We start from the raw sequence: 14,408 nt of genomic DNA, 5'->3' as shown, positions 1-14,408 counted from the left end.
TGGGAATCGGGGCAATGAAAACGACAGCAGCAATAACTGCAACGGTGCTTGTCCTAACGGGCTGTAGCAATACCAGCGGTCAGGCACAGTGGCGCAATTTCAACACCCGCGAAGCTGGGTCTGAAATTGATACGGGCTACTTTGGCAACGCGACCATGAACAACACTCAAGTCCACTCGGGTCAATCGAGCTTTACGATCAACCTGAACCGTCGCTTCGCTTCTGAAGTGAATACAATGGTGACTTTCCCGTTTAATTCCACGGTTCTAGACGCACAAGCACGTGCAACCCTCCAGCAGCAAGCCTCCTGGATCCGTCAATTCCCAGAAGTGCGCTTCAAGGTTTTCGGCCACACCGATTTGGTCGGCTCAACGTCCTATAACCGCGGTCTTGGCCTACGCCGCGCAGAAGCCGCCGTTCTTTACCTGACAAGTCACGGGATTGACCGCAGCCGTCTTGAGGCTGTTGTTTCCTTTGGTGAAACTCAGCCACTTATCGTAACTGAAGGCCAAGAACGCCGGAACCGTCGCACCATAACAGAGGTTTCTGGCTTTGTGCAGTCGCACCAAACAGTTATGGACGGGCAATACGGCGCAATCATTTTCCGTGAGTACGTTGATAGCGCAACGGCAAGCTCCACGGTTGGCAGTGGCGGTGGTGGCGGAGGATTGCAACCTGGCCCACCAGCTTAACCCTTCTGACAGTTGCGGCGATACTAATCTAAGAGTTCAGGGGCCTTTCGGGGCCCCTTTTTCATTTTTGCGGGTGCACGGATCTGGAAACAACCCTCCGGTTATTTCGCTACCGTCGCTAATTACCGCACAAATGGGCAGATGTGGCCCCATTCCTGCCCCCTTTCCTCAACATAAACACACCTGACAAAGCCCTAAGTGCGATTTGATTCTGAGGGCAAAAGACGGAAGCGGACGCAAAACAAACGCGGCGTTTAATTGGGTAAGAGGACCAAAAGGCAATGAGTAGTACGCATATGTTACAGCCTGAACCACAGCCGATCACTGCATGCACAGTGAGTCGCGATGTACAGAACTTCGATCTTTTGATCGAAGACATGGAAACGTGCCTTGGCGAGAGCTGGGGTGATTTGGGTTTCGGTGATGCCTTGCCGTTCCTTGAGCAGCCTGAAGCCGCTGATCTCGAGTTCATCGCAATCGCGCTGGATGAGGAAGATGAAGGTGATTTGTCCGTCATCTCCGAGATCGTCCGCGCCGCAAAACAACGCAATATCAAAGTATTACTGATCGCTGAGGACGTATCCCCGGCATCTCTGCACGGGTTGCTGCGCGAAGGTGGCGATGAATTCGTCCCCTACCCGCTTCCTGAAGGTGAACTTGCCCAAGCAATTGATCGTGTTTTGACACCGCCAGAACCTGCGGCCGTTGCGCCTGAGATCCAGAATAAACTCAAAGCAACGGGCGACCACAACGGTGTGGTGATCCCGGTTCAAGGCATGTCCGGCGGCACAGGTGCCACGACTTTGGCCGTGAACCTCGCGTGGGAACTCGCCAATATGGAACCACCAAAGATCAAAGGCGTTGATGCGCCACCAAGCCCACGGGTTTGTATACTTGATCTCGATTTCCAGTTCGGTTCGGTGTCCACCTATCTGGACCTGCCTCGCCGCGAGTCGGTTTTCGAGATGCTGCAAGACACTGAAAGCATGGACAGCGAAAGCTTCATGCATTCCCTTCTGTCGTTTGAGCAGAAGTTGCAGGTTTTGACAGCCCCAACAGATTTGATCCCGCTGGACCTGCTCTCACCAGAAGACATTGACCGTGTTATCGAAATGGCACGTACGAATTTCGACTACGTGATCATCGACATGCCAAAGACAATGGTCGAATGGTCCGAAACCGTTCTGCAAAAGGCGCACGTTTACTTCGCGACGCTTGAGTTGGACATGCGGTCGGCACAGAACACGCTTCGCATCAAACGCGCCCTCCAGAGTGAGCAGCTGCCGTTCGAGAAACTTCGTTTTGTTTTGAACCGCGCCCCGAAATTCACAGATCTGAATGGTAAAAGCCGCATTAAGCGTCTTGCTGAAAGCCTCGGGATCAACATCGAGGTGCAACTGCCTGACGGCGGTAAGGCAATCGCCCAGAACGCCGATCACGGTGTTCCAATGGCAGAAGGCATCGCAAAAAACCCGCTGCGCAAAGAGATCGCGAAGCTTGCTAAATCCGTGCACGAGGTCAATTCGACCGACGTTGTAGCAACCGCATAAAGGAGAGAATGAATGTTCTCTAAGTACAAAAAAGTAGACCCTTTGGTTGCTAAGGCGACTGGCGCACAGGCAACTGACGGCGGCGCAGACAATGTCACCGAACTGCCAACCGCCGCACCAGAGGCACCGCGCAAGTCCATCATGAAAGCAGCGCCAGTTCAGGCGGTCGCAGCCGCTGGCGACAAAGAAAAAAAGCGCAAAGAGCGTCTCGGCGACATTAAGCTGGAACTGCACAAGGCGCTATTGGACAACCTGAACCTCGCCGCGCTTGAAAACGCGACAGATCAGGACCTGAAAGCAGAAATCCAATCAATCGCCCAAGAATCTCTGGACGAAATGGGCGTGGTTCTGAACCGCGATGAGCGCCAGACACTCACTAAAGAGCTATTCTTCGAGGTCAAAGGCCTCGGCCCACTCGAAACGCTGCTGCAAGATGAAACTGTGAACGATATTCTCGTGAACGGTCCGCAGCAGATCTTCGTGGAACGCGATGGTAAACTGCAACTGACGGACGTGACGTTTAAGGATGAAAAGCACTTGTTGCGGATCATCGACAAAATCGTTTCCGCAGTTGGTCGTCGTGTTGATGAATCCAACCCCTACGTCGATGCGCGCTTGCAGGATGGTTCACGTTTCAACGCCATGGTTCCGCCAGTTGCGGTGGACGGGTCGCTGGTTTCCATTCGTAAGTTTAAGAAGGACAAGCTGGGGATCGACGATCTGGTGAACTTCGGTGCCTTTACCGAAGAAATGGCCGCATATTTGCAGGCCGCCGTTTCTACCCGCCTGAACGTCATCGTGTCCGGCGGTACAGGTTCCGGTAAAACAACCACCCTGAACGCCCTGTCGTCCTTTATTGATAACGACGAACGCATCCTGACGATTGAGGATACAGCGGAACTTCAACTGCAACAGACGCACGTTGGCCGGATGGAAAGCCGCCCACCTAACGTTGAAGGCAAAGGCGAAGTCTCCCCGCGCGACTGTTTGAAAAACGCCCTTCGTATGCGTCCTGACCGCATCATCGTTGGTGAAACACGTGGCGAAGAAGTTATCGATATGCTTCAGGCCATGAACACCGGTCACGATGGTTCGATGACAACAATTCACGCCAACTCTGCGCGTGATGGTGTGTCCCGTCTAGAAAACATGATCGCGATGGCGGGTATCGAAATGCCGCTAAAGGCGGTTCGCTCCCAGATCTCATCAGCGGTGAACTTAATCGTGCAGGCCTCGCGCCTTCAGGATGGTTCGCGCCGCATGACGTCCATTACTGAAATCACCGGCATGGAAGGCGACGTTATCTCTATGCAGGAAATCTTCAAGTATCAGCGCGTTGGCTTGACACCAGACAACAAAATCATCGGCCACTTCACGGCCACCGGAGTACGTTCGCACTTCTCAGAGCGCTTCAAGCTCTGGGGTTACGACCTACCCGCCGCAATCTTTGAACCTGTAGCAGCCCAATAAGGTACTGAAAAAATGACTATTTCAGCAGAACCAATTATCTACGGCCTGATCTTTGTGGCCTGTATCGTATTGGTAAACGGCATCTACCTCGTTGCCTTCGGCAAAAGCATTAACTTCAACAACAAGGTGAACCGTCGCCTTGATTTGTTGGAGAAAGGTGGCAACCGCGAGGAAGTTCTGGACCAACTCCGCAAGGAGATGAGCCAGCATATGAGTTCAAAGAACATTCCTTTGTACTCGCTGCTGGCCTCCAAAGCCCAGAAAGCCAACATTGCCTTTACCCCTGCCCAGCTGATGATGCTGATGGTGGTGTTGTGTGGTGTTGCTTTCATGGGTCTCACTGTCGGCACGGCGACGTCCCTGCCAATCCGCGCAGCCGTTTCCGTTGCGATGGGCGTTGGTGGTATTTTCTTTTGGGTCAACGGCAAAGCCAAAAAGCGCATTTCCATGATCGAAGAACAACTGCCTGACGCGGTTGAATTGATGGTGCGCTCTTTGCGTGTCGGTCACCCGTTCAGCTCTGCTGTGGCGATCGTGGCCCGCGAAGTACCCGATCCACTTGGCACTGAAATGGGCGTGATCTCTGATGAGGCGGCTTATGGTCGTGACATGGGCGAGACCCTTAAACAAATGGCCGAACGTATCGACATGCAGGATATGCGCTTTTTGGCGGTGGCCGTGACCATTCAGCAAACCGCTGGTGGTAACTTGGCTGAAATTCTGCACGGCTTGGCGCAGGTTATTCGCGCACGTTTCAAACTGTTCCGCCGTGTGAAAGCGATCACCGCTGAAGCCAAATGGTCTGGTATGTTCTTGTCCGTGTTCCCGCTGGGCGCACTTGTCATGATCAACCTGCTTCAGCCAAACTACTACGACGCCGTTAAAGAAACTTCCGCGTTTATCCCTGCCTGTTTGGTTGTCGCTGGTTTCTTGGCAACGAACGTATTCGTCATGCGTCGTCTCGTGAACATTAAGGTGTAATTGATATGGCTTTCTTAGACACCATCAACGCCAAACTGACCGAGCTTCTTGGTCCATTCGGCCCCCTTATCGCCATCCTGATGTTGGGTGTGCTGCTGATCTTGCTGGTGCTTCCGGCAATGTTGCAAAAGCAGGACGACCCGCTGGACAGGCTGAAAGCCTCTGCGAATTCCGGTTCGCGCAACAGCCCTGAAAAGCTGCGCGCCAGTCAGGGTACAGACAAACTGGATAAATACTCCAGCTTTCTGGAACCACAGGACGAGGAAGAATACTCTGCGATCCGCCTCAAACTGATCCAAGCGGGTTACCGCACGAAGTCTGCCGTGAAAACCTACCACTTCGCGCAGTTCGCCCTTGGTATCACGCTGCTTTTGCTGGGCGTTGCCTATGCGGTTTACAAATCTTCCACGGGTGATCCGTCAACCAAGGACACGATCATGGCGATCCTTGGGCCAGGTATGGCTGGTTACTACCTCCCGAAATGGTGGGTTGGTAAGCGCCAGAAGGAACGTCAGGAAGAAATGGTTAACGGCTTTCCTGACTCTCTGGATATGATGCTGGTCTGTGTTGAAGCGGGTCAGTCCCTCGACCAAGCCATCATTCGCGTTTCACACGAACTAAAGTCAGGCTTCCCTGCACTGGCTGAAGAATACGAAACCGTCAGCAACGAAATGAAAGCCGGTAAGGACAAAACCCAAGTTCTGCGCGATTTTTCCGAACGTACAGGCGTGTCCGACATTGCGTCCTTCGTGACTGTTTTGATCCAGTCGACCCAGTTCGGTACATCCATTGCCGAAGCGCTGCGCGTGTTCTCTGCGGAAATGCGGGATAAACGGGTAATGCGCGCCGAGGAAAAGGCCAACACGCTACCGACAAAAATGACACTCGCAACGATGATGTTTACGGTTCCTCCGCTTCTTATCATCCTCATCGGGCCGTCCATCTATAATATCTACGAGACACTTCAAGCCGCCAACTTCTAAAGGCCCACATGCGAAGACTTGTAGCTATACTAACCGCGATAAGCGTCCTCACCGGCTGTGGTGAGGGCGCTTTTGCGCCAACTGAAGGCGAGCGCGTCTTCGCCCCAGGCGTTTCTGGTAATTCCAGCATTGATGGTCTTGAGGTCGGGCATCGCCTGATGGCTGCGGGTGAATACGACTTAGCCCTGCGCGCCTACACCCGTGCCGCTGGCCAACAAGGACTGAATGTTGATACATTGTCGGCACTTGGGTCCGCCAACCTTAAGCTCGGGCGCCTTAACCAAGCCGAAAGCCTATTGCGCCGCGCCGTAGAACAAGACCCAGCCTTCCCCGCTGCGTGGAACAATTTGGGTGTTATTTTGATGGAACGCGGCAAAACCAGCGAAGCGGCACAGGTTTTTCGTCGCGCATTTGCCACGGATAACGGCAATTCCGACGAAATTCGGGACAACCTGCGCTTGGCGCTCGCAAATTTAGAAAATCCGTTTAATACTACTCAGCAAGAGAACGAACCGTTCCAATTGGTGCGGCGGGGCACCGGCGACGTGCTGCTCCTGTCGACACTGTAGAGGTAGAGCAGTAAAAGGACGCAACAAACATGCGCCATCCTATCGTTATTTCCGCAGCCCTGATGGGTACGTTGGCATTAGCCGCGTGCGATCAGTCTGGCGAAGCACAAGTCGAACGCGCGTTGCAAGACGTGAACGTTGTCGATGAAACCAACCTCAATGATGTGATGTTGACCGTCGCGGACCCAAATGAGGCCGTGAATTACTTCTTCCGCGCGTCGACCAATGACCCGGGCCGTATTGACCTGATGCGTGGCCTCGCGAAATCCCTGATCCGCGCCCGCCGCCCTGCTGAAGCAGCCGCTGCTTGGAAGGACGTTGTTGATCACGAAGATTCAACTCTGAATGACCAGATCAACTACGCAGATGCCTTGATCCGCACCAATGATTGGACCGCTGCAGAAGCCGCCCTCGATGCAATTCCACCGACCCATGAAACATTTAAGCGGTATCGCCTTGAGGCGATGGTCGCAGACAGCAACGAAGAATGGGAAAACGCGGATAGTTTCTATGAAACGGCTGTGGGCCTCACAACATCCCCTGCTGGCGTCCTCAATAACTGGGGCTTTTCTAAGCTGACACGCGGTGACTATTCCGGTGCGCAGCGTTTGTTCACCGACGCCCTGCGCAATGACCCAGACCTGTTTACCGCCAAGAACAACCTCGTTTTGGCACGCGGTGCGCAACGCAACTACGACCTTCCGGTTATCCAGATGACCCAGATCGAACGCGCACAGTTGCTGCACACACTGGCACTCACAGCGATCAAGCAGAACGATTTGACCATCGGTCGCGGTCTACTTCGTGAAGCTATCGACACGCATCCGCAGCACTTTGAAGCCGCGGTACGGTCGCTTCGCGCGCTTGAAGACAATGTGACGAACTAAACGTGTTCGCCTTTCCTGAAGTCTCGGTCACAGTCACGCAATCCATTGCGTTCCTGATTTTCGTGGCACCCTTGTGCATCTATGTTGCGTGGAACGATCTACGTGCAATGAAGATCCCCACATGGTCCACCGACGCCCTTGCAATCATATTTGTGGTCGTGGGCATTTTTGTGATGCCGTTTAGCGATTATTTGTGGCGTTACGCACACTTCGGGGTTGTTCTTATAGTGGCGATCCTTTTGAACACGATTGGTGCGATGGGTGCAGGCGATAGTAAATTTCTGGCATCGGCGGCACCTTTTGTGGCCTTAGACGACGCTGGATTTGTCCTTATGCTACTTGGGGCCGGTATGGCGGCGGGTCTTGCGATCCATCGCATCGCCAGATCGATCCCAGCGGTGCGCAATATGGTTCCAGATTGGGAAAGCTGGGCACAAAAGAAGCGCTTCCCAATGGGCTTTCCAATGGGTGCGGTCCTGATCGTTTACCTCGCGATCCCGCTGTTCTGATCAGCCCAATTCGTACAAGATATAAAGCTCGGTCCGGCGGATTTCCGTCGCCTCGATCGGTACCTCACGTTCTTCAAACGCCGTCAGGATCAATGCCTGCAAGTCTTGCGCCACAGGGCACAGCGGCACCAACAGGTAATCCGCGTCCTCAATCCCCGGAAGACCGCCGTAGTACCAAGGCGCGCCGTTTTCCATTGGTTCCAGATCGCCAAACAGCCAGTGGCTAGAGAACAAGTCGGCCGCGAACAAGGAACGCCCATCGGCAAGACCTGCATCTTCCAGATCGCGCACCATCGCTTCAAAGATGATCGGCAAGCCGAGTTCAACCGTACAATTAGGGATCGTTTCGCCCATGAATGTCGGCTGTTCGTCGCGGTTTTCGTAGGGTTCCAGCCCTGCCACGACACCGTCCAACGCAACCCGCGCATCCACGCGGTTCACCCGCAGATCAAGGCCCTGTAGGTCACGGTGAATGCCACCCCGCGACATGATCGGCGCATAGTCAGCCTCAACCACATTCATATGACGAAACGGGCTATAGGCGAGGTTAAAGAACGACGGCGCCGTCAGCGCGAGCGCCGCCACCGCCACAGCCCCAAGCGCGTCGCGCATGTTCCACCCCCAGCCATTCACAATCTCGCCCACGTCTTCGCGCAGTGCCAGCAACAGAACGGCCAGCAACAACAACCATTGCGGGTCATTGCCGAAATTCTGGTAGGTGACGTAAAAGAACCCAGGGATTAGCAGCAAAAGCACCAAACCACCGGTTTCAACCCCCGCTTGGCGCAGGAAAATAACACCTGCAACCACCGCCAGTGATCCACCAATATAGGCTGGCGCACCCATCACCGCAGACAGCTTTTCACCCGGCGCGGAACGCACCTCGGACCCTGCCACAGTCAGCAGGTCTTGCGCATAGGCGAACCAGAACTCGAGCCCCGTAAACAGCGTAATCGCGCCCGCAATAACAAGGCCGGTAATCAGGCCAACGACAATCGCCCGCTTTTGACCCGTCAGGAACAACGCCAGCAAAATCGGGGCCGCAAAAGAAACGAAATAGGTCATTTTGATCATGACCATCACGCAAATCATTGCGCCAACAATCACTCCATCGACCGTGCCACGCCCCGTTTTGGGCGGGATAAGGGCGGTCACAATCGCGATGAACGCCGCCGCCCACGCCAAGCGGTTATAGTGCATCGACATGGAAATGGAGCGTTGGGATTCCCCGTGGACCAGCGCCAGCAGAAGTACCAACACAAACAACCCAAACATCGCGCCAAGAACAGGGGACAGGCGCGTGCGCGCCAACCATATGATCGCAGGGGAAAACAGAACCGCCATAATGACTTGCGACCAAAGCACCGCCATTCCGATGCCCATACCCGCCTTGACCAAAACCGCAATCGGCCAGAACGCCAACGCGCCAATGGGGGTCATGAAATCCAGATGTGGAACCTGCCCGTCGGCCATGCGGAACACGATCTGCATTAAATGCATCGTATCGCCTTCGTGACGCCCAATATAAAGTCCACCCTTCAGAACAGCCGCCCCACCCATCGCCGCAAGGACGGCGAAAAGGAAACTTGTCACCACAATTGTATTAGATTTTGTCATTTGCCTGCCTCTGGAACGGTTTTGTCCCTTTTTTCGACACAATAGTCAGGCACACCGTCATTGCAAACCTTTCCCTTTGTGCGGCTGTCTTGCTGCGTAAAGGGGCGAAAAGGCCACAGAAACAACGCGCCCCTCATCAATCGGGGCATAAATTACGGGCAGACAGACATGAATATGCAAACCTCAAACGTCATGGCGCCGCCAGCACCCAAGACCCTTGAAGGAATGTCGCTTTCACCAGTGATGATGCGCGACATCCTGATCAAAACGATGTTTCGCACCAACCTTGAAAACGTCAGTGCAATTGCAAAGGTCATCTGCTTGCCCATCAACGTGACCCAGCAATTGGTCGATGGCATCCGCGAGCAAAACATGTGCGAAGCCACAGGTACGCTGAACGCCAATAACGGTAACGAAATGGGCTACCAGCTGACCGATGCGGGCAAAGCACGTGCGCTGGACGCATTGGCGCAATCCGAATATTTCGGCTCAATGCCCGTGCCGCTTGAAGTCTACCGCGAGCAGGTTCAACGCCAATCGATCCGCAACATCCAAGTCACCCGTGACCAGCTGATCAACGCGATGGGCCACTTAATTTTGCCACCTGACCTGCTGGACCAGCTTGGACCAGCCGTTGGTGCGGGTCGCTCTATCCTGATGTACGGCCCTCCGGGTAACGGTAAGTCCGCGATTTCAAACGGTATTCGCGACGCCCTTGGCGACAAGATCTATATCCCGCGCGCCATTGAATACTCCGGTCAGGTTATCACCGTTTATGACCCGATCGTGCATTCCGCCGCCGAAGAAGACGTAGACGATCCGAATTCACTGCGTCGTACATCTGGCCGCTATGACACCCGCTACGTGAAATGCGAACGCCCGACTGTTGTGACCGGTGGTGAATTAACCACATCCATGTTGGACCTTGTCTACAACCCAACTGCGCGGACCTATCAGGCACCGTTGCAGCTGAAATCCTCCGGCGGCATCTTCATCATCGATGACCTTGGACGCCAAGCCGAACCGCCACAGGCCATCGTGAACCGTTGGATTGTTCCACTGGAAGAAAACCGCGATATTCTGGCGCTGCAATCCGGTGAAAAGTTCGAAGTTCCGTTCGATACGCTCGTGATCTTTTCCACCAACTTCCACCCGAACGAGATTTTCGATAAAGCGGCCCTGCGTCGTATCTTCTTTAAAATCAAGATCGACGGCCCCGACCAAGAAGGGTTCTTAAAGATTTTCGCGATGATGGCCCGCAAAAAGAAAATGCCGTTGGATGAAAAGGCCTTGGTGCATCTTTTGCAGAAGAAATATCCAACGATTGATAATATCTACGCGAACTATCAGCCGATCTTCCTGATTGATCAGATGATCTCGATCTGTGAATTTGAAGGTATTCCTTACCAGATGACCCCTGATCTGATTGATCGTGCTTGGGCGAACATGTTCGTTAAGGAGAGTAAGATCGTCCACTAGGACTTTCGCCTCCCTCGTTAACGCGGGAGGCGGCGACTTACTCTGTTAGAGGCCCGTTTTGGCGGAATGTGCCCAAACGCGCTCGCCATTTTAACGGGGCGAGTTGCGTCTCTCGTTCCGTAGGCGGTATGCCTCAAGCGGTTAGCATTCCTGCTTTGATAAGATTAGGGCGATACTTGGGGCCAATTGGAACTGTCGTGCCACAAGGCAATTCAACAACCTCCCTCCCCTCGGCTTGCTTAACTCCGACAATTGATGCCGTGGCAACCCAGTGCGACCGGTGAACACAGAGCCCCGGTTCTACGTCGATTTCAGCCACCGCATCGCGCAGTCTCATCAGCAATCGGTGCTCGGACCCATCCGAAGTGATAACGCGAATGTGATGATTATCTGAGTATACCCGCGCCAACCTCGCCCCAGATGGCGCCTCAACCCGGTCCAATAAGCGGTCACGTCGCGATTTATCCATATTTGCGACATCTCGTTGGATCAATCTTCGCGATCCAACGGTCACGACACCGATTGCAAATGTCACCACACTGATGGCCGCCCACCCAACAAGGTCAGTTTCGGTCGGCCAAAAGGTGGAATTTAGGGTCGCCACCATTGGGCCGAAGATGATCGCAAGCGAGCTAATCACCATTAGATCTTCCAACCAGGCCGGATCTCCTTTGATGACGATGCGCCAAAGAACACGCAAAAACAACGCAAGTACCATCGAAAGTAGGATGACACCGCCCCAATACGAGATGCGTATTGGCAATGTCAGCTCTTCATAAGTGCCAAATGGCCCAGCAATTGAAACAATAAACGTCGTCGCAACCCAGACGACGAGATGAACCCGTGTCACGACTTCTTTTCTGATGGCATTGATGCCCTCAATCACGTCCTTCAAAACACCCACCTTCCACTCAACCCACACACAAGAATCAATGCTCTCGCATCCGTTCTTACTTACGCTTTTGAAAAGAATGTAGAAAGATGGGTTAGGCCGTCAAGCCTTCAGGTTCGGTCAGTCCGTTTGCACGGCAACAGGCGGTCAAGGTGTTCGCCAAAAGGCACGCAATCGTCATGGGGCCTACGCCACCCGGTACAGGCGTAATAGCCCCTGCAACGGCCGCACAGCTGTCATAATCCGCATCCCCTACAAGACGTGTTCCGCCTTCCGGCTTGTCGATCCGGTTGATACCTACGTCGATCACCGTCGCCCCGGGCTTGATCCAATCCCCAAGAACCATCTGAGGCCGACCAACGGCCGCCACAACAATATCAGCCTGACGCACAACGCTCGGCAAATCCTTGGTGCGCGAATGCGCAATCGTCACAGTGCAGCTATCACCCAGCAAAAGCTGCGCCATCGGCTTACCAACAATGTTTGACCGCCCGATAACCACAGCATTCAACCCAGACAGGCTGCCATGATGGTCGCGCAACATCATCAATGACCCGAGCGGTGTACACGGCACCATCGACTTCTGCCCCGTCCCCAAAAGCCCCACATTCGAAATATGGAACCCGTCAACATCCTTCGCTGGATCGATAGAATTGATCACCAAATCACTGTTGAGGTGCCCCGGAAGCGGAAGCTGCACAAGAATACCGTGGATCGTCGGGTCGTCATTCAGCTTTTGCACCATCGCCAGCAACTCAGCTTCGGACACATTTTCATCCATACGATGCTCAACCGACTTCATGCCGACTTCGACCGTCATTTTACCCTTGGATTTGACATAGACTTGGCTCGCGGGGTCTTCGCCGACCAGCACAACAGCAAGACCAGGCGTGATGCCGTGCTCTTCCTTTAGCTTCGCCACATGCTCAGCCACTTGGCCGCGCACCTTGGCCGCAAAGGCTTTCCCGTCAATCACTGTCGCTGTCATCGCTTAATCCCCAAACTCTGATCTTAAATTCCAATTCCCGAAACGGGAGGGTGGGCGGGGCGCCTTTGGCGAATGCCAAATAGCGGCGCCCTCCCCGTGTACTTAGAACAAGCCTTCGATTTGTCCATCTTCATTCAAATGAATGTTTTCAGCGGACGGTACCCGCGGCAGGCCTGGCATGGTCATGATCTCACCACACACCACCACAACGAACCCTGCACCGGCAGACAAACGCACCTCACGCACTGGGACAGAATGGCCTGTTGGCGCACCGCGCAATGTCGGATCAGTCGAGAACGAATACTGCGTTTTCGCCATACAAACCGGCAGGCTGCCATAGCCTTGATCTTCCCACAGCTTCAGCTGATCGCGGATCTTCTGATCCATCAGTGCTTCATCAGCGCGGTAGATACGCTTTGCAATCGTCTGGATCTTTTCCGCCAAAGGCATTTCGTCACGGTAAAGTGGTGCAAACTGGCTGACGCCACTGTCAGCAATTTCTGCCACGCGGGTCGCCAACTCTTCGGAACCTTTGGAACCGTGCTCCCAGTGCTGGGACAAGATGGCTTCGGACCCTTGTGTTTCCACATAATCCTTAACCGCTTGCACTTCTGCGTCGGTATCTGTGACGAAGTGGTTGATCGCAACAACCACCGGAACGCCAAAGGACTTCAGGTTGCCAATGTGGCGGCCAAGGTTTGCACAGCCTTCATTCACCGCATCCACGTTTTCCGCGCCAAGGTCAGCCTTGGCAACACCACCGTTCATCTTCATCGCGCGCACGGTCGCAACCAGAACCACACAATCAGGGCTCAGGCCCGCTTTGCGGCACTTGATGTTCAGGAATTTCTCAGCGCCCAAGTCAGCACCGAAACCGGCTTCTGTCACAACGTAGTCCGCAATCTTCAACGCCGTCGTCGTCGCAATAACAGAGTTACAACCGTGCGCGATGTTCGCAAACGGGCCGCCGTGAACGAACGCAGGGTTGTTTTCCAATGTCTGCACAAGGTTCGGCTGCATCGCGTCTTTCAGCAGAACAGTCATCGCACCGTCTGCTTTAATGTCGCGCGCAAATACAGGTGAGCGGTCACGACGATACGCCACGATCATGTCGCCAAGTCGCTTTTCAAGGTCTTTCAGGTCCTTGGCCAAGCACAGGATCGCCATAACTTCGGACGCCACTGTAATGTCAAACCCAGCTTCGCGTGGGAAGCCGTTGGCCACACCACCAAGGGACGCCGTGATCTGGCGCAACGCGCGGTCGTTCATGTCAACGACACGGCGCCACACAACGCGGCGCACGTCGATTTCTAGCTCGTTACCCCAGTAAATATGGTTGTCGATCATCGCAGACAGCAGGCTGTGCGCTGATGTGATCGCGTGGAAATCACCTGTAAAGTGCAGGTTCATGTCTTCCATCGGAACGACCTGAGCGTAGCCACCACCCGCAGCGCCGCCCTTCATGCCGAAGTTCGGCCCAAGGGATGCTTCGCGGATACAAACAGCGGCCTTCTTGCCGATGCGGTTCAGACCGTCACCCAAGCCAACGGTTGTTGTTGTCTTACCTTCACCCGCAGGTGTCGGGTTGATTGCTGTCACCAGAATTAGCTTGCCGTTCTTATTTTTCTGAACGCCATTGATGAACGCTTGGCTCACCTTTGCTTTGTCGTGGCCATAAGGCAGCAGGTCATCGCTGCTGATGCCCAGTTTCGCGCCAATCTCCTGGATCGGTTTCTTGTTCGCTTCGCGTGCGATCTCGATGTCGGTTTTGTAACCCATTGTCTTCTCCAA

The 14,408-nt window shown here is 54.1% G+C and carries 13 protein-coding genes; 9 read left to right on the top strand and 4 right to left on the bottom strand.

What is annotated here, in order from left to right:
* The first annotated feature begins 14 nt into the window (after window positions 1-14).
* From OCA8868_RS06080 to OCA8868_RS06045, 8 genes are all read left to right on the top strand, one after another.
* Window positions 15-692 carry an OmpA family protein gene (locus OCA8868_RS06080; RefSeq protein WP_093996168.1) on the top strand — a complete coding sequence of 226 codons (678 nt, stop codon included), beginning with the start codon at window positions 15-17 and terminating at the stop codon, window positions 690-692.
* A 281-nt stretch (window positions 693-973) separates the two neighbouring features.
* Window positions 974-2,242 carry a CpaE/TadZ family protein gene (locus tag OCA8868_RS06075; RefSeq protein ID WP_093995691.1) on the top strand — a complete coding sequence of 423 codons (1,269 nt, stop codon included), beginning with the start codon at window positions 974-976 and terminating at the stop codon, window positions 2,240-2,242.
* A 12-nt stretch (window positions 2,243-2,254) separates the two neighbouring features.
* Entirely contained in the window at window positions 2,255-3,712 is a 1,458-nt protein-coding gene (locus OCA8868_RS06070; RefSeq protein ID WP_093995690.1) for a TadA family conjugal transfer-associated ATPase, read from the top strand.
* A 12-nt stretch (window positions 3,713-3,724) separates the two neighbouring features.
* Window positions 3,725-4,693 carry a type II secretion system F family protein gene (locus tag OCA8868_RS06065; protein WP_093995689.1) on the top strand — a complete coding sequence of 323 codons (969 nt, stop codon included), beginning with the start codon at window positions 3,725-3,727 and terminating at the stop codon, window positions 4,691-4,693.
* A gap of 5 nt (window positions 4,694-4,698) precedes the next feature.
* Window positions 4,699-5,676, top strand: a complete 978-nt coding sequence (locus OCA8868_RS06060; protein WP_093995688.1) for a type II secretion system F family protein — start codon at window positions 4,699-4,701, stop codon at window positions 5,674-5,676.
* A gap of 8 nt (window positions 5,677-5,684) precedes the next feature.
* Complete coding sequence (locus OCA8868_RS06055) at window positions 5,685-6,245, top strand: tetratricopeptide repeat protein (RefSeq protein WP_093995687.1); 561 nt, start codon at window positions 5,685-5,687, stop codon at window positions 6,243-6,245.
* Between the two features lie 29 nt (window positions 6,246-6,274).
* On the top strand, window positions 6,275-7,132 hold the full coding sequence (locus tag OCA8868_RS06050) for a tetratricopeptide repeat protein (protein ID WP_093995686.1): 858 nt from the start codon (window positions 6,275-6,277) through the stop codon (window positions 7,130-7,132).
* A gap of 2 nt (window positions 7,133-7,134) precedes the next feature.
* Window positions 7,135-7,641 carry an A24 family peptidase gene (locus tag OCA8868_RS06045; RefSeq protein ID WP_093995685.1) on the top strand — a complete coding sequence of 169 codons (507 nt, stop codon included), beginning with the start codon at window positions 7,135-7,137 and terminating at the stop codon, window positions 7,639-7,641.
* On the opposite strand, the gene OCA8868_RS06040 is transcribed toward OCA8868_RS06045, so the two are convergent.
* Window positions 7,642-9,258 (bottom strand): hypothetical protein, encoded by a 1,617-nt coding sequence (locus tag OCA8868_RS06040; RefSeq protein ID WP_093995684.1) that lies wholly within the window; start codon window positions 9,256-9,258, stop codon window positions 7,642-7,644.
* A 168-nt stretch (window positions 9,259-9,426) separates the two neighbouring features.
* On the opposite strand from OCA8868_RS06040, the gene OCA8868_RS06035 reads away from it, so the two are divergent.
* On the top strand, window positions 9,427-10,737 hold the full coding sequence (locus OCA8868_RS06035) for a DUF8689 domain-containing protein (protein WP_093995683.1): 1,311 nt from the start codon (window positions 9,427-9,429) through the stop codon (window positions 10,735-10,737).
* Between the two features lie 133 nt (window positions 10,738-10,870).
* Here the strand turns inward: OCA8868_RS06035 and OCA8868_RS06030 are convergent, their stop codons facing one another.
* From OCA8868_RS06030 to OCA8868_RS06020, 3 genes are all read right to left on the bottom strand, one after another.
* The gene (locus tag OCA8868_RS06030; RefSeq protein ID WP_245848125.1) at window positions 10,871-11,623 is read right to left on the bottom strand and encodes a LytTR family DNA-binding domain-containing protein; all 753 of its coding nucleotides are present in this window, start codon (window positions 11,621-11,623) and stop codon (window positions 10,871-10,873) included.
* Between the two features lie 100 nt (window positions 11,624-11,723).
* Window positions 11,724-12,617, bottom strand: a complete 894-nt coding sequence (folD, locus tag OCA8868_RS06025) for a bifunctional methylenetetrahydrofolate dehydrogenase/methenyltetrahydrofolate cyclohydrolase FolD (RefSeq protein ID WP_093995681.1) — start codon at window positions 12,615-12,617, stop codon at window positions 11,724-11,726.
* 102 nt (window positions 12,618-12,719) lie between these two features.
* Complete coding sequence (locus OCA8868_RS06020; protein WP_093995680.1) at window positions 12,720-14,396, bottom strand: formate--tetrahydrofolate ligase; 1,677 nt, start codon at window positions 14,394-14,396, stop codon at window positions 12,720-12,722.
* Between the last annotated feature and the right edge of the window lie 12 nt (window positions 14,397-14,408).

The sequence above is a fragment of the Octadecabacter ascidiaceicola genome, from assembly GCF_900185015.1.
GTDB classification, from domain to species: Bacteria; Pseudomonadota; Alphaproteobacteria; order Rhodobacterales; family Rhodobacteraceae; genus Octadecabacter; species Octadecabacter ascidiaceicola.
The sequence above is the reverse complement of the archived record's forward strand: the minus strand, read 5'-3'. Positions and strand labels throughout refer to the sequence as shown.